19 protein-coding genes and 1 pseudogene are annotated in these 16,412 nt (G+C 70.7%); 12 read left to right on the forward strand and 8 right to left on the reverse strand.

Features of this window, described 5'->3' with window-relative positions:
• The first annotated feature begins 347 nt into the window (after positions 1 to 347).
• Positions 348 to 890, forward strand: coding sequence for a hypothetical protein (locus ACFHWT_RS10540; protein WP_416594426.1), 543 nt, complete (start codon positions 348 to 350; stop codon positions 888 to 890).
• Between the two features lie 9 nt (positions 891 to 899).
• On the opposite strand, the gene ACFHWT_RS10545 is transcribed toward ACFHWT_RS10540, so the two are convergent.
• A complete protein-coding gene (locus ACFHWT_RS10545) occupies positions 900 to 2,090 on the reverse strand; it encodes a S1 family peptidase (protein WP_416594427.1) in 1,191 nt (396 codons plus the stop codon).
• Positions 2,091 to 2,408: 318 nt separating this feature from the next.
• On the opposite strand from ACFHWT_RS10545, the pseudogene ACFHWT_RS10550 reads away from it, so the two are divergent.
• The 3 genes and pseudogenes from ACFHWT_RS10550 to ACFHWT_RS10560 all read left to right on the forward strand — a co-directional run bounded on the left by ACFHWT_RS10550 (position 2,409) and on the right by ACFHWT_RS10560 (position 3,816).
• Positions 2,409 to 3,070 (forward strand): annotated as a pseudogene (locus tag ACFHWT_RS10550) (aldo/keto reductase).
• A gap of 210 nt (positions 3,071 to 3,280) precedes the next feature.
• Positions 3,281 to 3,556 carry a type II toxin-antitoxin system Phd/YefM family antitoxin gene (locus tag ACFHWT_RS10555; RefSeq protein ID WP_416594428.1) on the forward strand — a complete coding sequence of 92 codons (276 nt, stop codon included), beginning with the start codon at positions 3,281 to 3,283 and terminating at the stop codon, positions 3,554 to 3,556.
• Entirely contained in the window at positions 3,553 to 3,816 is a 264-nt protein-coding gene (locus ACFHWT_RS10560; RefSeq protein WP_416594429.1) for a Txe/YoeB family addiction module toxin, read from the forward strand. The genes ACFHWT_RS10555 and ACFHWT_RS10560 overlap by 4 nt, the downstream gene beginning before the upstream one ends.
• Before the next feature lie 6 nt (positions 3,817 to 3,822).
• Here ACFHWT_RS10560 and ACFHWT_RS10565 read toward each other — a convergent pair whose 3' ends face one another.
• Positions 3,823 to 4,005: a DUF397 domain-containing protein gene (locus ACFHWT_RS10565; RefSeq protein WP_416594430.1), complete on the reverse strand. Its 183-nt coding sequence runs from the start codon at positions 4,003 to 4,005 to the stop codon at positions 3,823 to 3,825.
• On the reverse strand, positions 4,002 to 4,805 hold the full coding sequence (locus tag ACFHWT_RS10570) for a Scr1 family TA system antitoxin-like transcriptional regulator (RefSeq protein WP_416594431.1): 804 nt from the start codon (positions 4,803 to 4,805) through the stop codon (positions 4,002 to 4,004). Before ACFHWT_RS10570 ends, ACFHWT_RS10565 begins: the two co-directional genes overlap by 4 nt.
• Before the next feature lie 141 nt (positions 4,806 to 4,946).
• Here ACFHWT_RS10570 and ACFHWT_RS10575 point away from each other — a divergent pair, with 141 nt between their 5' ends.
• Genes ACFHWT_RS10575 through ACFHWT_RS10595 form a run of 5 tightly spaced genes read left to right on the forward strand, consistent with a single transcriptional unit; the run spans position 4,947 to position 8,371 of the window.
• Complete coding sequence (locus tag ACFHWT_RS10575) at positions 4,947 to 5,264, forward strand: hypothetical protein (protein WP_281553933.1); 318 nt, start codon at positions 4,947 to 4,949, stop codon at positions 5,262 to 5,264.
• The gene (locus ACFHWT_RS10580; protein WP_416594432.1) at positions 5,251 to 5,568 is read left to right on the forward strand and encodes a hypothetical protein; all 318 of its coding nucleotides are present in this window, start codon (positions 5,251 to 5,253) and stop codon (positions 5,566 to 5,568) included. The genes ACFHWT_RS10575 and ACFHWT_RS10580 overlap by 14 nt, the downstream gene beginning before the upstream one ends.
• Positions 5,569 to 5,611: 43 nt before the next feature.
• Positions 5,612 to 6,244 carry a DUF998 domain-containing protein gene (locus tag ACFHWT_RS10585; protein WP_416594433.1) on the forward strand — a complete coding sequence of 211 codons (633 nt, stop codon included), beginning with the start codon at positions 5,612 to 5,614 and terminating at the stop codon, positions 6,242 to 6,244.
• Between the two features lie 10 nt (positions 6,245 to 6,254).
• On the forward strand, positions 6,255 to 6,812 hold the full coding sequence (locus tag ACFHWT_RS10590; RefSeq protein ID WP_416594434.1) for an ArsR/SmtB family transcription factor: 558 nt from the start codon (positions 6,255 to 6,257) through the stop codon (positions 6,810 to 6,812).
• Positions 6,809 to 8,371: a serine hydrolase domain-containing protein gene (locus ACFHWT_RS10595; RefSeq protein ID WP_416594435.1), complete on the forward strand. Its 1,563-nt coding sequence runs from the start codon at positions 6,809 to 6,811 to the stop codon at positions 8,369 to 8,371. Before ACFHWT_RS10590 ends, ACFHWT_RS10595 begins: the two co-directional genes overlap by 4 nt.
• A 55-nt stretch (positions 8,372 to 8,426) precedes the next feature.
• On the opposite strand, the gene ACFHWT_RS10600 is transcribed toward ACFHWT_RS10595, so the two are convergent.
• The 3 genes from ACFHWT_RS10600 to ACFHWT_RS10610 are packed head-to-tail and all read right to left on the reverse strand — an operon-like array spanning position 8,427 to position 10,920.
• Entirely contained in the window at positions 8,427 to 9,278 is an 852-nt protein-coding gene (locus tag ACFHWT_RS10600; RefSeq protein ID WP_416594436.1) for a glycosyltransferase family 2 protein, read from the reverse strand.
• Positions 9,275 to 10,102, reverse strand: a complete 828-nt coding sequence (locus tag ACFHWT_RS10605) for a sugar phosphate isomerase/epimerase family protein (RefSeq protein WP_416594437.1) — start codon at positions 10,100 to 10,102, stop codon at positions 9,275 to 9,277. The genes ACFHWT_RS10600 and ACFHWT_RS10605 overlap by 4 nt, the downstream gene beginning before the upstream one ends.
• Positions 10,102 to 10,920, reverse strand: coding sequence for a hypothetical protein (locus ACFHWT_RS10610; protein ID WP_416594438.1), 819 nt, complete (start codon positions 10,918 to 10,920; stop codon positions 10,102 to 10,104). The genes ACFHWT_RS10605 and ACFHWT_RS10610 overlap by 1 nt, the downstream gene beginning before the upstream one ends.
• Positions 10,921 to 11,011: 91 nt before the next feature.
• On the opposite strand from ACFHWT_RS10610, the gene ACFHWT_RS10615 reads away from it, so the two are divergent.
• From ACFHWT_RS10615 to ACFHWT_RS10625, 3 genes are read left to right on the forward strand one after another with little or no spacing between them, the layout of a single operon-like run.
• Positions 11,012 to 12,121 carry an FAD-dependent oxidoreductase gene (locus ACFHWT_RS10615; RefSeq protein ID WP_416594439.1) on the forward strand — a complete coding sequence of 370 codons (1,110 nt, stop codon included), beginning with the start codon at positions 11,012 to 11,014 and terminating at the stop codon, positions 12,119 to 12,121.
• Positions 12,100 to 13,149 carry a glycosyltransferase gene (locus ACFHWT_RS10620; protein ID WP_416594440.1) on the forward strand — a complete coding sequence of 350 codons (1,050 nt, stop codon included), beginning with the start codon at positions 12,100 to 12,102 and terminating at the stop codon, positions 13,147 to 13,149. The genes ACFHWT_RS10615 and ACFHWT_RS10620 overlap by 22 nt, the downstream gene beginning before the upstream one ends.
• The gene (locus ACFHWT_RS10625) at positions 13,146 to 14,798 is read left to right on the forward strand and encodes a hypothetical protein (protein ID WP_416594441.1); all 1,653 of its coding nucleotides are present in this window, start codon (positions 13,146 to 13,148) and stop codon (positions 14,796 to 14,798) included. The genes ACFHWT_RS10620 and ACFHWT_RS10625 overlap by 4 nt, the downstream gene beginning before the upstream one ends.
• On the opposite strand, the gene ACFHWT_RS10630 is transcribed toward ACFHWT_RS10625, so the two are convergent.
• A complete protein-coding gene (locus ACFHWT_RS10630; protein ID WP_416594442.1) occupies positions 14,787 to 15,605 on the reverse strand; it encodes an alpha/beta fold hydrolase in 819 nt (272 codons plus the stop codon). The two genes, ACFHWT_RS10625 and ACFHWT_RS10630, sit on opposite strands and share 12 nt — an antisense overlap.
• A complete protein-coding gene (locus tag ACFHWT_RS10635; protein ID WP_416594443.1) occupies positions 15,560 to 16,399 on the reverse strand; it encodes a GNAT family N-acetyltransferase in 840 nt (279 codons plus the stop codon). The genes ACFHWT_RS10630 and ACFHWT_RS10635 overlap by 46 nt, the downstream gene beginning before the upstream one ends.
• Positions 16,400 to 16,412: the final 13 nt, after the last annotated feature.

The raw sequence follows: 16,412 nt of genomic DNA on the forward strand, positions 1-16,412 counted from the left end.
CCGCCGACAACAACGCCGCGCCTACGACTGGCCCGACTGACACCTATCGCAAACACCCTCTCAGGTGCTCATGCAGCTCGATCTGCGGTGACGCCGACCACCGGACCTACGGCTCAGGCCGTCAGCGAAGTGTCCGTGCCGGCCCCCGGGAGCCCAGGGTGTGTCCGACGACGTGACGCCAACGGTGATGGTCGACAAAGACAATCTGTGCCTGCTTCAATCCGCCGACCCACCGCGCGCTCACCGTCCCCATGCGAGGACCCATGGGATGCAGCAGGACGGGAACCCGGGCAGCCCGTGCAACGTCGAATGCGAAAGGTAGTACTCGTGTAGTGAGGAGAAGCGTAGTGCCCAGCAAGACTAGAATCTTGGCCTTGGTTGTCGCCGTGGTGCTGGCCGTTTCTGGGTGCGCCGTGGGAGACGACGTTGGTGGGGCCAGGCCTGACCAAGCTGCGGAGCAGGTAGAGGATTTGCTGCGCACGAGGTACGCACGATGGTATGCGGGTATCATACTGGATGAGCCCGCCGGGACGATGACCGTCTATAGTAAGCCGGGCAGCGATCTCGACGTGGTGGTCCGGAATCGGTTCGCCAACGTCGACATCCGATTCGCGGACGCCCGGCTCTCGGAGCAGGAGATGCTGGTGTTGACCGAGCGGGTCATGGCCGATGTGGAGTACTGGCGCAGCGAAGGTATCGCTGTTTCTGGCGCGGGTCCGTCGCCCGACGGCTCAGCTGTGCTGGTGATGACGGCGGATGGGGCAGCAGGTGAGGCGGAGAGACTATCTGACCATTATCGGAAGCCGATCGTGGTGGAACGGGGCTCGGCTGAGTTCGCGCCCTTCTCCGTCGGTCCGGACGGAATTCCGTCCGGACCGACCAGTAGCTGAACAACAATGTCAGGGGGTGAGGAAGTTCACGCTGAGCCGGGAAAGTTGCTCGTTGATGTCGACGTACCACCACTTCCACGAGCATTGCCGGGAGTTGGGATCGTTGATGTCTCCGCTGGGTACTCCGCTGCAGGGCACAATTTCGTCGCGGTTCGCCGAGCGTAGGCTAATGATGCCGCGGGCCGTGCCGCTGTTGCCGGACTGCACATAGACCGGGCCGCCGCTATCGCCGTTGCCGACAGCGGCGACGCGGTTCGCGCCCTCAGCTCGGACCAGGCCTCGGATCGTGGGTCCACCGATGGGCGTGAGGGTCTGGTTGAGCGCTTGGACGGTCCAGCCGCAGGCGGAGCCGGAGAAGGATCCACCGGAACAGACGAGGTTGCCGACGTGGTTGGTGGACGCAGCGCTGATGTTGCGACCCGTGTTGGTGTCGCCGCTGGCGAAGGATGGGCCCTCGTACACGCTGTAGCCAGCGTTGGTGAGGATCAGCATGCCGTCGTACTCGACCGTCGTGTTGGAAAGGGTGTTGCCGATCACGGTGCCGTTGCCCGTTCGCCATTGCCCAGCACCGCAATGCGCCGCAGTGAGCAGGTAGCGGGCTGCGCCGTTGTTGCCTCGCACACCGAAGCCTGAGGTACAGGCACCACCATTCAGGATGAGCGCGCCACCCCAGTAGGGCTGGGTGTCCGCGAACCGGGTCGTAAACTCGGCGGGCGACTCGAGCGACACGTCCAGTTTCACGCTACCGGTTAGCTCATCAGACACCTGGCGCAGATCGGTAGATGCGCGCCTGTCGCCGTCGGCCAGTTTGACACCGACTTCAAGGCTGTTGCCGTCCGGGGCCGGGCCGACGAGCACGACGTTGCCAGACGAGAACTGTTGTCCCGCGAGACGGTCAGCCTCCTTTTCAAGGGTATGCAGCGAGTAGGCTGCGGCCCGCACCTCGACGTCAATTCCAGCCCGGCGCACCTTCGCGATAACGATCTCGACCGCCGTTGTCAGCTCACCGTGCCAGTAAACAGTCAGGGTGTTGGCGGCGGGATCAACTCGGTCACCAGCGAAACCCGACAGAGCCAGGTCACCGGCTGCCACCCGGATGGCGTCAGCCGCATCGTTGAGTTTCTCCTGGCGAGCGAAGAGCTGGGCGTACTTGTGCGCTTCGTCTGTGGCCGGTTCTATCGCCGGCGCGATGTCAGACACCTCCGACTTCCCAGGCTCTGCAGAGGCTGACGCAGGCACGGCTGCGACCAACGCGACGATGACGCCCCCTACCAGGATGCTTCTGATCTTACTCACAGATGCTCCCATCTCGGGAAGGACATGCAAGCACGACCTTACCGGCAATTATCGATATATTCAGACCTCTCAACTGATCTACTGATCGAGGCTGGCCGGGCTGCAGACAGACCTCGTGCGGCCCTGCCGGCCGGGTCATCTGGCGCCTGCTTCGCGGGTCCTACCCGGCCGCGCGACTTCTCGCAGCGGATCAGGATCATGCTCCTCGTCTTCGTCAACGCGATGACCCGGCTGGGTGTCGACTACGTCGACATCTACCGGCCGGCACGGCTGGACCCGGACGTGCCGATCGAGGAGACGGTGGGCGTGATCAAAGACATGTCGAAGCCGGGTACGTGCGGCATGTGGGACTGTCCGAGGTGGGCGCCGAGACGATCCGCCGGGCGCACGCCGTGCACCCGATCGCCGACCTGCAGATCGAGTACTCGCTGATCTCGCGCGGGGTGGAGGCCGACGTGCTGCCGACGCTGCGGGAACTGGGCGTCGGGATGACCGCGTACGGAGTCCTGAGCCGAGGCCTTATCTCGGGCCACTGGCAGAACACCGAAGCGCGACCGGGTGACCACCGCAGCCGGATGCCACGGTTCTCGGGCGACAACGTCGAACACAACCTGGCCCTGGTGGCGGCGCTGCGGCGGGTGGCCGAGGAGAAGGGCTGCACCGTGGCCCAGCTGGCGATCGGGTGGGTGGCAGCCCAGGGCGGCGACATCGTCCCGCTCGTCGGCGCCCGTACCCGCAATCGGTTGGCCGAGGCCCTGCCCGCCGCCCACCTGGCACTTTCCGCGGACGACCTGGCCGAGATCGAGAAGGCCGTGCCGGCCGGCTCGGCACGGGGCGACCGCTACCCGGCCGCGATGATGGCCAACCTCGGCACCGGCAACTGACCCTCGACGACGCAAGCACGTCGCTCGGTTGGCTAACCATCACGCTGCGCTATCGCCGGGTTTGGTGCCTGAAGCGCCGCCTCGTACGCATCCTCGACGCCAGCCCGGCATCCGCCGCGCGCTTCGCCATTCAGCGACCAAAGTCGTACAGGTTTTAGGTACCATAATCGGTACGGTATTCCTGTACCGGCTGCTGGAAGGAGCGCAACCATGTCCATCAGCGCAAGCGAAGCACGGCAGCGCCTGTTCCCCCTCATCGCGCAGGTCAACGACGACCACGACCCGGTACGCATCAGCTCGCGCAGCGGGGACGTGGTGCTCATGTCGGCGGAGGACTACGACGCCTGGCAAGAGACCGTGTACCTGCTGCGGTCTCCCGCGAACGCGAGGCGGCTCATGGAGGCCGTCGCCCGGGACCGAGCGGGCGGCCCCTCGATCGCCAGGACCATGGATGAGCTACGGGAGATGGCCGGGGGCGAGGAGTGAGGGGGGTCGACTTCGATCCCGACGCATGGGAGGACCTGCTCTTCTGGCTCGCCTCGGATCGGAAGAAGGCGCGCCGGATCACCCGCCTGGTCGGCGAGATCCAGCGCGACCCGTTCACCGGCGTCGGCAAGCCGGAGCCTCTGAAAGGCGACCTGTCCGGCTACTGGTCGCGGCGGATCGATGACGAACACCGCCTCGTGTACCGGGCCGACGAGAAGGAGGTGAAGATTATTAAGGCCCGGTACCACTACAGCGACTGATGCGGCTCAGCGTTTGACGGTGGAGACGAAGGCGGACCAGGCGGGCGGGTCGAAGGCCAGGGTGCCGCCGGTGCGGTCCTTGGAGTCGCGGACCAGCACCCGGCCGGGCAGGTTGTCGGCGACCTCGACACAGTTGCCGCCGGAGGCGTTCGAGCGGCGGGACGTGCGCCACATCGGCTCGGTGGTCATAGCTCCCTCACCATCTGCCGGATCAGATCCCGGGACTGGGCCGCGTTCAGGGCGAGCGCGTTGACAGTGTGCCACGCCCGATCGAGCCCGGTCACCCGCGCCGGCTCGGTGACAAGCCGGCCCTCGAAAATATCCTCCATGTATCCAGCGAGTGCACCGTTGTCGAGCGAGGCGAGCACGAACGACACCGACCGGCCGATGTGCATGCCGACCCCGTCCGGCACCACGTGCACGAAGGTCCGGTGGCGCTCCGACTCGGCCAACAGCCGCTCCAACTGCGCCTTGGCCATCGCCGGGTGCGCCGAGCGCAGCGCCGCCATGTCCATCATGAACACGCAGATCGCCGGATCCTCGCGGCCCAGCACGACGGACTGGCGCTCCATCCGGACGGCGAGCAGTTCGTCGACCTCGCGCTGACTGCGCAGGCCGCTGTCCAGCACCGATCGGGCGTACTCCTCGGTCTGCAGCAGGCCAGGGACGAGAGACGCTTCGTAGTACCGCAGGGCGGTGGCGGACTCCTCCAGCTGGCCCCACGGGCGGAACCAGACCGCCTGGGCCATCCGGCGCCGCTCCCGCTCCAGCTCACGGGCCTCGGCTGCCTCGGCCGCCGACTTGCGGACCCGGTCGCCCGAGCCGAAGAACTCGTCCAGCCGCGCGGCGGTGTCCGGTTGCGGGACCAGCCGGCCCTGCTCGAAGGCGGCGATCAGCGAACCGGAGACCAGGATCGCCTCACCGACCTGATCCTGGGTGACGGAGCGCTCGCTGCGCAGCTGACGGAGGATTTCCGGAAGTGTATTCACGGTGCACACCTTTCGGATACAGGTGATTGTCCGGTAGATGGGTGCGGATTGCCGCTGACCTATCTTCCGCTGACCGGCTGGAGAAGTCCAGGGTGGAGTGGAGGGAAATTCGACTCGACACTCCACTCGGGAGGTCAACGGATGCCAAGAAACGACGGGATCGGCGGACTACCGCGACAACTACGCCGGCTGCCCACCAACGCGGGCCCGCAGCACACCACCGCACACGATGACGTGATCACCCACGCCCGACGGCTGGTCACCCGGCACATGCCCCGCCGCAACGACGGCTGCCTGCCGTGCGGGCAGGTGTACTGCCGGCCGTTCCGCAAGGCGCTGGCCTACCTCGACCGGCACCGGGACCCGGCGGCCAGAAGGGTCCGCGCGGTACTGCAACTACACGGCCTGCAACCACCGGAAATGGTGCCGGAAAGGATGGACGACAATGAGCAACAGTGAGCTTCCGGTCGAGGTCGGCGACGTGATCAAGATATCGGAAACCGATTACCGGTACGGGATCGGCGCGCTCCGGCTGCGGGTGCAGCACGTGGGCGACGTGTCGATCGAAGACGGGATTCGATGGGTGCAACTGATCGGCGCGCAGATCAACTACGACGGCCGGGACGGCGTCACCCGACACGTCCAGGCCCGGCTGGTGGCGCTGCTGCGGCCGGGGGCGGTGATCCGACCGGTCCGGCACCACCGGCCGGCACCACCGACACATCCGGCGGGCGGGGACGCCGATCCGAACCGGCGCACGTGACACCGCAGCCATGTGAGCCGGGACCACGTGACACCGTAGGCGGGTGAGGCGTACCAGGTGGTGGGCGGTCGGGGCAGCGGCCGGCGCGGTCGGCGGGGCGGTGACCGTGACGGTCGCGGTGGTCGCCGGTCCCGGTCCGGGACTGCGCGGGTACGTCAGCGAGTCCGGGGTCGGCGACGGCGGCTACGTAGTGGCGTACCAGTCGGGACTGCTCGCCCTGGCGGTGAGCCTGCTGCTGCTCGCCGGGGCGCTGCGCCCGGTCCGCGCCGCCGCCTGGCTGCTGGTCGCGGCGGCCGGCGCGACGACGGTCTCGGCGACCGTCTCCTGCCGGGACGGCTGCCCACTGCCGCCGCACGACCCGGTCACCGCGACCGACCTGGTGCACGGCGGGGCCAGCATCGTCGCCGTCGCCTGCTGCGTCTTCGCGATGATCGCCGTGTTCTGGTCGCCGGTGTCGACCTGCCCGCTGCGTCGGCTGGCGCTGCTCGGGGCCGCCGCCGCGCTGCCGCTGTCCGCCGCGGTCGGGCTGGGCATGCTGCTGATCGGTGGCAGCCTGCTGGTCGGCACGTTGGAGCGGCTGCTGTTGCTGCTGATCGTGGCGTGGTGCGTGGCGACTGCGGGGCAGGTGGCCCGCGAGCCGACCTACTCCGATTGCAGAAGTTACGTAACTACGTAATAGTGGGGTGATGACTGAGCCGGAGCTGGCCGAGCGGGTCAACGCCCTGGAGCGGACCGTGCAGGACCTCGTCGCGCGCATCGACGCCGACCGAGCCGTCGACGCCGACCGAGCCATCAGCGACGCGTCGACCGGACCGAACGCCGTCGGACCGGACACCGGCAACCCGTTCTGGGCGCTCGACGGACTCAAGGCCCAGGTCGGCGGCACCGCCGGGGCGGTGCTCTACACCGGCACAGTCACCCTGCCGACCGGCGAGCACTACGACTGGCAGTACGGGCACACCGTCGACGACCTGCTCGACGCCGACTGGACCGGGTACGCCGACACCCTCACCGCGCTCGCCCACCCGGTGCGGCTGCTGCTGGTCCGGCGCATCCTGGCCGGCACCCGGACCGTCGCCGCCCTGGCCGAGGTCGACGGGCTCGGCACCACCGGTCAGCTCTACCACCACCTGCGGCAACTGGTCAGCGCCGGCTGGCTGCGCTCGTCAACCCGGGGGCAGTACGCCGTACCGCCGGAGCGGGTCGTCCCCCTGCTGATCGTCCTCTCCGGAGCGCACCGGTGACCCCGACGCGTACCCGCGCGCTGATCGTCGCGGCGGCCGTCGCCGTCGTCGGCGGGCTGCTCGCCGCGCTGATCGCGCCCTGGCCGGCCCGCCTCGGCGACGCCGACAGCGGTGACCTCGCGCTCGCCGCCGAGGTCCGCGCGGTGATCGACGACCCCGGTGGCTACCGGGGTCTCGCGGTGGCCCGGATCGCCGACGGGCAGGTACGGGTCGCCGGACTCGGCGACCGTACCTCCGGTCTGGTCGGCCGCGACGGCCAGCCGGTGCGGCCGGACACCCCGTTCGAGATCGGCTCGATCGGCAAGACGCTGACCGGGATGCTGCTCGCCGACCAGATCGCCGCCGGGCAGGTCGACGCCGACACCACGCTCGCCGAAGCGCTGCCCGGTCAGAAGTTCGCCGACCCGGCGGTCGGTGAGATCACCCTGACGGAGCTGGCCAGCCACCGGTCCGGGCTGCCCCGGCTGCCGACAGCCGGGCCGACCGCCACGCTCACCATGACACTGGCGGCGCTGCGCGGCACCGACCCGTACGCCAGCCTGGACGTCGACCGGATCCGCGCGTCGCTGACCCGGGCCCGGGTCAGCGACGGCCGGGGCGAGGTGCACTACTCCAACTTCGGTGCGGCGCTGCTCGGCATCGCGCTGGCCGAGCAGGCTGACCAGGCCGAGCACACCGGGAGTGCCGACCCGGCCGATGCCGGCTCCTACCCGGCGCTGGTCGAGCGGCGGCTGCTCGGCCCGCTCGGCATGGGCGACACCGGCCACGCCCTCGACGGGGCCGACCCGCCAGCCGGTGCGGCGACCGGATCCACCGCCGGCGGCCGCACGGCCGACCCGTGGCAAGGCTCCGGGCTGGCCGGCGCCGGCATCGGCCTGTGGTCCACCGCCCCGGACCTGGCCCGGCTGGTCACCGCGTTGCTCGACGGCTCCGCGCCCGGCGCGGACGCCACCCAGCCCCGGTTCACCGCCGACGACGACACCCGCCGGATCGGCTACGGCTGGTTCACCACCACGTACGACGGTCGGGCGATCACCTGGCACGACGGCGGGACCGGCGGTTTCCGCTCGTACGTAGGCTTCGACCCGGCAACCGGCGACGGCGTGGTGGTGCTCGGCAACACCGACAAGGGTGTCGAACCGATCGGGCTGGCGCTGCTCGGGGTGGCCAGCGACAGCGACGCCGCCGGGGCCGGGCCGCTGCTGATCGGCGTCACCGTGGTGTTGCTGCTCGCCGCCGCGGTCACCCCGGCGGCTACCGCGTTCGGCGGCCGGCGTCGGTGGCTGCCGGTCACCGACCGGCTCAAGGTGATCGGCTCGGCGTCGACCGCGCTGCTCTACCTGCTGATCGGGTACCTCGCCGGTGCCTGGCACGACGTGTGGGCCGGCTGGTGGGCGGTGGCCGCCGGACTCGCCGTCGGTGGGGTCGCGGCCGGTGCGCTGCGCTGGCGACGGCTGCCGGTGACCGGGTCCGGCCGGCCGTGGCTGCGCTGGACCGGGCTGGTGGCCACCGTCACCGTCACCGCCGTCGTGCTCACTCTGACCCTGCTACTGGCCTGAGCTCCGCCGGGCGATCCGCCGCTGGGTTGGTCGGGTGCCGGGTCGTGGCGGCCGGTCAGGGTGCCGGGTCGTAGCGGCCGGTGGCGGCGCGGGCGGCGACGGCCAGCAGGTCCAGGTTCCCGGACAGGCCTTTGATCTTGGTCGGCACCGCTCCCGCCGGGTAGGCGCGGGTCACCGGCACCTCGCAGACCCGCAGCCCCAGCCGGGCCGCCCGCACCGGCAGGTACGCCAGCAGCTCGTACGCGTCGAACACGTCGCGGAACACGCCGACCCGGGGGTCGGCGAGCAGCCGGGCCGAGTGGCCCCGGAAGCCGTTGGTGGTGTCGGTGTACCAGGTCCGCGCGCCGGCCGACAGCATCGGTGCGTGCAGCAGCCGGATGCCGAGGTACCGGGACCAGGGCGTGTTGACCGCCACGCCGCCCGGGACGAACCGGGAACCCTGCACGTAGTCGTACCCGTCATCCAGCCGGTCCCGGAACCGGCCGATCGCCTCGACGCCGTCCTTGCCGTTGCCGTCCACGGTGACCACCCCGTGGTAGCCGTCGTCCAGAGCAGCGGCGAAGGCCATCCGCAGCTGCGCGCTGAGCCGGCCCGGACCGCGTTTGACCAGCACCGACCGTACGCCGTGGGCGGCCAGGAAGTTGTCGGCGAGGGAGCCGTCCGTGCTGCCTCCGTCGGCGATCAGCACGTCCAGGCCGTGTCCGTGGTCGTGCATCCGGCGCAGCTGCGCCCACAGCCGGTCGCCCTCGTTGAGCACCGGCACCACCACCGCGTACCGGCTGCGCCGGGGGGCGAAGTCGCGTCGGTCGTGGCGCGGGATCCGCCGGTCGTGGTCTCGGGCCAGCGGTGGAACCTGGTCGCCCGGTACCTGGTCGCCTGGGACGTCGAGCTGTCGGGTGCCGGTCATGGCCGCTCACCGCACAGTGCCACGGCGTACCGGGCGGCGCGATCGACGGCGGCGACCGGATCGCCGTCCGACGGGCGCATCTCCACACTCAGGTACCGGTCGTAGCCGACGGCCCGCAGTGCGGCGACGAAGTCGGCGTGGGCGCGGTCCGGGGTGCCGACCGCCGCCAGGTCGGGCTCGCTGAGATGGGCGTGGCGCAGCAGCGGGGCGAAACTGTGGGCGCAGGCCGCCGCGTCGTCACCGGCCAGCGCCATGCAGGCGGTGTCCAGGTGCAGCCGCAGCCCAGGTGAGTCGACGGCGGCCACCAGCCGCGCCGCCTCCTCCGCCCGGACCAGGTAGTCGGCGCCGTACTCGGCGGGGTTGGCCTCCAGGCACAGGCTCGTCCCGGCGGCGTGTGCCCGGCGGGCCAGCCGGCCGAAGACGTCGGCGGCGATCCGGTCCGCCGTCTCGTCCGGCAGGCCGTTGCGTCGGCGGTTGCGCGGGCTGCCGAAGACCAGCGCGGTGGCGCCCATCGCGGCGCACAGGTCGATCACCCGGCACAGGTACGCGACGAGATCCTCTCGGCGCGGCCCGAACACCGTCAGCTCGGGGCGTCCGTACAGCAGCGACTGGGCGGCGACCACCGGCAGCCCGGCGCGGGCCCAGGTCCGCCCGTACGCGCGTGCCTGGTCGAGGGAGACCTCGGTCAGGTCCGGCCAGATCTTCGTGGGCGCCACCTCGACGCCGGCGACTCCCGCGTGGCGCAGCAGGTCGGCGACCTTCTCGTCGTCGGCGGGCTGCCAGGCGATGTTGCTCACCGCCACTTTGATGGTCGGCTCGGACATCAGACCGCCACCCGCTCTCCGGCCGGACGCACGCCTTCTCCGGCCGGGCGCGCACCTGCCGCCCGGTCGTCGGCGAACTCCCGCAGCCGGGTGATCGTCTCGTCGCGGCCACTGACGTACGGCCCGTCGGCGCCGAACACCGAAGCGTGCCGGGTTCGCATGTCGTAGTCGACCCGGGCCACCGTGTCGCAGGTCAGCGTGCGTCCGAAGACCTGCTGTGCCACGGTCTGCGCGGCGAGTGGCTCGGTCGCCAGGTTGACCAGGCTCAGCCCGGCGGCGACGGCCCGGTCCAGGTCGGCGGTGAGTCGCCGCAGGTCGTAGAACTGGAACGTCGAGTCGCGGTGGCAGAACTCCTCGGTGCGCCCGGTCGCCAGGTCGTAGACGAGGTTCTTGCGCAGGTCCGGCCCGAACAGGGCCGGCAACCGGACCACCAGGCTGCGCGGGTAGTGCCGTTGGACGAAGCGTTCCAGCCGGATCCGGTTGCGGCCGTACGCCTGCGGGTGGTCGGCCGGTTCGACGGACGTCGCCTCGTCGACGCCCTGCGGCCGCTGATAGACGTCGATGGTGGAGATGAGGACGGCTTCGTCGGCCGTCGTGGTGCGCAGGTGGCTGGTCAGGGCGTCGATCGCGGCGCGGTCGGCGTCCGGGTCGGCGTTCGCCCGCCATTTGACGCCGGGGGCGGCGCTGATGACGAGCCGGGTGAACCGCTGCCCGTCGATGGCCGCGACGGTGGCCCGGTTGACCTTGAGGTCGTAGGCGCGTTGTCGGGCCAGGTTGCCGCCGACGAAGCCGGTGTGGCCGACCAAACCTGTGAGCATGACTCACCTCTCACTAAGCGACAAATCGGGACAAGATGGATGCTAGCTTTTTGCCGTGGGTAGAGGGGGCATTTCTGTTGATACGCTCATATTGGGCGCAGGAGTCTTCGGGCTGTGGGCCGCCCGGGGGCAACTCGCCGACGGCGGGTCCGTCGCGGTGGTCGACATCGACCGGCGCCCGCTGGTCCGGGCCAGCCTGATCAACCAGGCCCGCGGCCACAACGGCTACCACTACCCGCGCAGCGTGTACACGGCGCTGCGGTCAGCCAGCTACTACGAACGGTTCCTGCGCGACTTCCCCACCGCGGTCAACCACCGCTTCCGCAGCGTGTACGCGATCGCGGCGGAGGGTTCCTTCGTGGACGCCGCCTACTTCGAGAAGTTCTGCGCCACCGTCGGGGTGCCGGCCAGCCGGATCGACCCGGCCGAGTTCTTCCTGGCCGGCACCGTCGAGGCGGCGTACGAGACCGACGAGTTCAGCTTCGACGCACCGGCGCTGCGCACCGCACTGCTGGCCCGCCTCGACGCCCACGCGGACCGGCTGCGGTGGTTCCTCGGCGACACCGTGGTCGAGGCCGGACGCGACGGTACGGTCTGGCGGGCGACCCTGCGGTCCGGCACCCGGGTGGAAGCCGGCGCGGTCGTCAACGCGACCTACGCCGGCACCAACGCCCTGCTCGCCACGTTCGGCCTGCCGCCGGTGCGGCTCAAGTACGAACTGTGCGAGATGGTGCTGGTCGACGCCCCGGCCCACCGGGACGCGGCGGTCACCGTGCTGGACGGTCCGTTCTTCTCGTTGATGCCGTTCGGGCACACCCCCTGGCACAGCCTCAGCGCGGTGGCCTACACCCCCCGGCTGACCAGCACCGACACCCTACCGACCTTTCCCTGCCAGCGCCGGACGCCGGGCTGCGCGCCGGGCGCCCTGGCCAACTGCGGGACCTGCCCCGCCCGGCCGGCCAGCGGCTACCCGTACATGCACACCCTGACCCGTCGGTTCCTGCCGACAGCCGGACAGCTACGCCAGGTCGAGAGCCTGTGCACGGTCAAGACCGTGCTGCGGACGGCGGAGGTCGACGACTCCCGTCCGACCCTGATCCGGACCGAGAGCGTGCACCCTCCGTTCATCACGTTGTTCAGCGGGAAAGTCAACACGATCTACGACCTGGATGAGGCGCTGTGCCGTACCAGACCTTCGTGAGCTTCGTGCTCTACTGCCGCGACGACCCGGATCTGGACCGCTTCCTGGCGCAGCTGGGGCCCTGGCTCAGCGAGCACTTCGACCTGCACGAACTGGTGATGGTCGACGACAACTCCACCGTCGACCCCACCCCGTTGGTGCGCGAGTACGCGGACCGGTACCAGCTCAACGCGGTGATGGTCCGGCTGGCCCGACGGCACGGCGTGGAGGCCGGGATGAAGGCCGGGCTGGACCGGGCGATGGGCGACTGGGTCTTCGAACTGGAAAGCCCGACAGTGGACTTCCCGTTGAACGTCCTCGCCCGGATGTACGAACGCGCCACCACCGGCGGCTGCGACATCGTCACCGCCAGCGGCGACGACGGGCCGCTGCGCAGCCGGATGTTCTACCGCCTGGTCAACCGGTACAGCGACCTCGACACCCCGCTGCGTACCGAGCGTCTGAGACTGACCTCCCGACGCACGCTGGCCGCGATGCTCGCCATGCGGGAGAAGGTCCGCTACCGCAAGGCCCTGTACGCGATCCTCGGGCACCGGCACGAACACCTGCGGTACACTCGGACCACGGTGGACACCGCCGCGCGCCGGCGGCTGGACCGGGAGACGTCGAGCCTGGCCTTCGACATTCTGCTGTCGTTCTCCGACTTCGGGCCACGGGTGGCACACCGGCTGTCCCTGATGTTCGGCGCCCTGTCGCTCGCCGGCATCGCGTACGCGGTCGCGGTGTTCCTCGTCAAGTCCGACCCCATCGAAGGGTGGACCACCCTGGCGATCCTGGTGTCCGGCGGATTCACCGGTCTGTTCCTGATCCTCGGGGTGCTCGGTGAGTACCTGGCCCGGATCCTGGTCGAGGTGCGGGCCCGGCCGATGTACGCGGTCCGCGACGTGGTGGTCTGCCAACCGGCCGAGGCACCAGGGCGTACCGCCGGACCACCAGGGCCGTACCTGCACGATCAGGTGACCGGCGCACCGGACGACCGCCCGGCCGCATCGGACGACCTTGCGGCGACGATCGGGGCGGGGGCATGAGCACGCTCACCCGGCTCACCGGGCGACCGACCGAGGACCCGACCAGCGACCCGGTCGACGCCCGGCGGACCCTGTCGGTGCCCGGCTGGCTGCCCGCCGCCGGCTGGGCGACGCTCGTCGGCGTACTGGCCGTCCTGCTGCTCTACTACTGGGACGGCCCGCCGTACAACCCGGACTCGTGGCGCTACTACGAGCTGTCCCAGACCCTCGGCGGCGACTTCTTCCGAATCGCCTCCCGGCACAGCTACCAGTCGCCCGAGCCGTACTCGATGGGCTGTGGTCCGCTCTGGCCGATTCTGGTCGGGGTCACCGCCGCGCTGAGCGGCACCGGCCCGCAGGCCGGGCTGCTGGCCGCCGCAGGCTGCGTGCTGGCCATGGCGGCGGTGCTGTCGGTGATCGGCCGACGCGTCGGCGTACCCGGACTCGGGCCGGTCGTCACCGTGGGCCTGCTCGGCTTCGTGCCGTTCCTCGACGAGATGCTCACCGCGCGGACCTTCCCGCTGGCCGGGCTGCTGCTCAGCCTCTTGCTCCTCGCGCTGGTCAGCACCGATCGGCGAGCGGCGCTGGCCTGGCCGGCGGCCGGGGCCGCCGCCGGCGGCCTGGTGCTCACCCGACCGGACACCCTGCCGGCTGTGCTGCTCCTGGCGGTGCTGCTGGTCGTGATCCGCCGCCGGGACTGGCGCTGGCTGCTGCCGGCCGGCCTGGTCTTCACCCTCGTGATATCGCCGTGGGCGGTCTACGGGCTGGTTCACTTCGGTACGCCGTTCCCGGCGGACAACCGCATCATCGCGCTGGCCGTGCCGCAGCTGTACGTCACCGACGTGATCGACGTCGACCAGCTTCCGACCGCCGCCGACGACCCGATCGGCTGGCTGGCCCGGCTCGCCGGCAACGCGCCGGCGGCTGCCCTGCAGGCGGCCAAGGCCGCGGTCTGGGCACCCACCGTCGTGACCACCACTGTCGCCGCCGGCCTGCTGCTCCGCCGCAGCCGCAGACTGCAGCTTCGCTGCGGCCGCATCCCGCTGCGCCACGGGCCGCGATGGCTGCTGGTCGGCCTGGCCGCGCTGGCCGCATTCACCGCACAGGTCGCCTTCTCCGAGATCAGCACCGGATACCTGAGCCGACGCTATCTCAGCCTGGCCGTGCTGCTGACGCTGCTGACCGCAGTCGTGCTGATCCTGCGGGCCCCGGTCCCGGCCCGGCTGACCGGGCGGCGGACCGGGCATGCCGTCGGCGTGCTGCTGCTGATGCTGCCGGCCGGCTGGGCGCTCGGATACCAGCTCACCACCGTGGCGCCGGACCCGGACAGTCTCACCGGCGGCGTGGTCGAGCAGGAGCTGCGGCGCTGCCGCAGCGACGGGACGCTGACCATCGTCACCAGCACGGAGGTCGGCCGGCACAGCGCCCTGACCGGCCGGCGGACGGCGTTCTTCCCGGACAACTTCGCCGACATCCCGGTCGCGCAACGGCGCGACTGGATCGCCACCTGGGGAGTCGACCAGCTCTACCTGCTGCCGCTGCCGGCGGACGCCGATCCGCGGACCGTCCGGCGACACGACGAGCCACGCTCGTTGCTCGCCACCGCCGCCCGGGTGACCCCGGATCCGTGTGCCACGGCGGGCCGGCTCTACCAGGTGTCACTCGGCTAGGAACGTGGACCTGGCTTGTCGTGTGGTCGCGCCGTTGATCGACAGAGGCAGCAGGTGCCAGCCGCTGGGGACCAGATACAGGGTGGCCTGCGGGATGGTCGTGGCGGCGTGGCGGGCGTGGGCCGGGTCGGCGTCGCCGTCGTGGGTGCCGTGCAGGATCAGGGTCGGACAGGTGATGCCGGCGGTGGTTGAGTCGTCCAGCCTGGCCCATTGCCGAAGGTCGTTGTCCAGCCCGGCGGCGCGGTCCTCGAACGGGGTGAGCGCCGCCATGACGGCTTTGGCGTATGCCAGACGCTGGTCGTCGGCGAGGATCCAGTCGACGGTCGCGCGGCGGGCCTGCCGGTCGAGGGTGGACTCCTGGCGGACGAAGTCGTGCAGGGCTGCGCGGGGGAGGCGTTGGACGAGTTGGGCGGTCAGCCAGGTGCCGAGCGGGCTCAGGTAGATCGTCTTGGCGATGGGCGATATGGCGGGTGCGTAGTGGCGGGTGACGGCGGATTCGAGGATGAGCGCCTCGGCCTGTTCGGGATAGCGGCGGGCGAATTCGATGGCGATCGGTCCGCCACCGCTGATGCCGTAGACGACTACTGTGCCGACTCCGAGTTCGTCGAGTAGTGCCTTGGCGGCGTAAGCCTGCTCGGCGAACGTTCGTCCGACATCGAGTGGGGTGCGCAGGTAGCCGGGTCGCGACCAACCGATCACCCGGCAGCCGAGGTCGGGCAGGGAGTCGAGCAGGTGAATCTGTTCGTAGCCGACGGCAGGGCTCAGAACAGCACGGTGGCGAAGGAGCCGACCCGGCGGAAACTGCACCGGTCGTAGACCCGACGGGCCGCGGTGTTGTAGTCGTTGACGTACAGACTGACGGTCGGCGCGACCCGGCGCAGCGCGTCGCGGACCACCGCCGCCATCGCCGGGGTGGCCAGCCCCCGGCCGCGCCACATCGGATCGACCCAGACCCCTTGGACCTGCGCGGTGTGCCGGGTGACGACGGCCAGTTCGGCCTTGAAGACCACCGTGCCGTCGACGATCCGGGCGTACGTGCGACGGGCCCGGACCAGCTCGGCGACCCGCCGCCGGTAGCCGCGCCCGGCGTCCTCGGCGACCGGGGAGACGCCGACCTCCTCTGTGTACATGGCCACCGCCGCTGGGAAGAGCAGGTCGATCTCGTCGGGCCGGACCAGGCGTACCCCCGGATCGGCCGGCACCGCCGGCGGCCGGTCGGCGATCAGCAGCGGCTGGTCGGCCCGGATCTCCCGGGCCGGACCCCACTGCCCGCCGAGCCGCTCCCACAGCCCGAGCACGGCGTCGGCCCGGCCGACGATCGACGAACAGACCCGCTCCTCGATGGCGAGCCGGTCGGCGAACGCCGCGACCGCAGCCGGCGAGGCGTGCACCGGGGTCAGATGCCCGCCGAGCCAGCACAGCGACTCGAGCTGCCGGCGCGGCCCGTAGCCGAAGACCCGCCCGTCCGAGCGCCACCACGCCAGTCCGCGCGCGGCGATCCGCTCCGCGACCTGCGGCGCCGCATAGGGGTCGAGGTCGAGAATCCGCTCCACCGCCCCACGCTCGGTCTCCCCGAGCTGCCGCACCGGCACCGTCAGCACAGTTACCAGCCTG

The sequence above is a fragment of the Micromonospora sp. LOL_021 genome (genome assembly GCF_048060215.1).
Taxonomy (GTDB): Bacteria; Actinomycetota; Actinomycetes; order Mycobacteriales; family Micromonosporaceae; genus Micromonospora_E.

What these genes read in the sequence shown, in the direction of transcription:
- ACFHWT_RS10605 (WP_416594437.1), bottom strand. Translation starts at nt 10,102, where the DNA reads ATGTCCGAGCCGACCATCAAAGTGGCGGTGAGCAACATCGCCTGGCAG.
- ACFHWT_RS10600 (WP_416594436.1), bottom strand. Translation starts at nt 9,278, where the DNA reads ATGACCGGCACCCGACAGCTCGACGTCCCAGGCGACCAGGTACCGGGC.
- ACFHWT_RS10555 (WP_416594428.1), top strand. Translation starts at nt 3,281, where the DNA reads ATGTCCATCAGCGCAAGCGAAGCACGGCAGCGCCTGTTCCCCCTCATC.
- ACFHWT_RS10575 (WP_281553933.1), top strand. Translation starts at nt 4,947, where the DNA reads ATGCCAAGAAACGACGGGATCGGCGGACTACCGCGACAACTACGCCGG.
- ACFHWT_RS10610 (WP_416594438.1), bottom strand. Translation starts at nt 10,920, where the DNA reads ATGCTCACAGGTTTGGTCGGCCACACCGGCTTCGTCGGCGGCAACCTG.
- ACFHWT_RS10565 (WP_416594430.1), bottom strand. Translation starts at nt 4,005, where the DNA reads ATGACCACCGAGCCGATGTGGCGCACGTCCCGCCGCTCGAACGCCTCC.
- ACFHWT_RS10625 (WP_416594441.1), top strand. Translation starts at nt 13,146, where the DNA reads ATGAGCACGCTCACCCGGCTCACCGGGCGACCGACCGAGGACCCGACC.
- ACFHWT_RS10580 (WP_416594432.1), top strand. Translation starts at nt 5,251, where the DNA reads ATGAGCAACAGTGAGCTTCCGGTCGAGGTCGGCGACGTGATCAAGATA.
- ACFHWT_RS10590 (WP_416594434.1), top strand. Translation starts at nt 6,255, where the DNA reads ATGACTGAGCCGGAGCTGGCCGAGCGGGTCAACGCCCTGGAGCGGACC.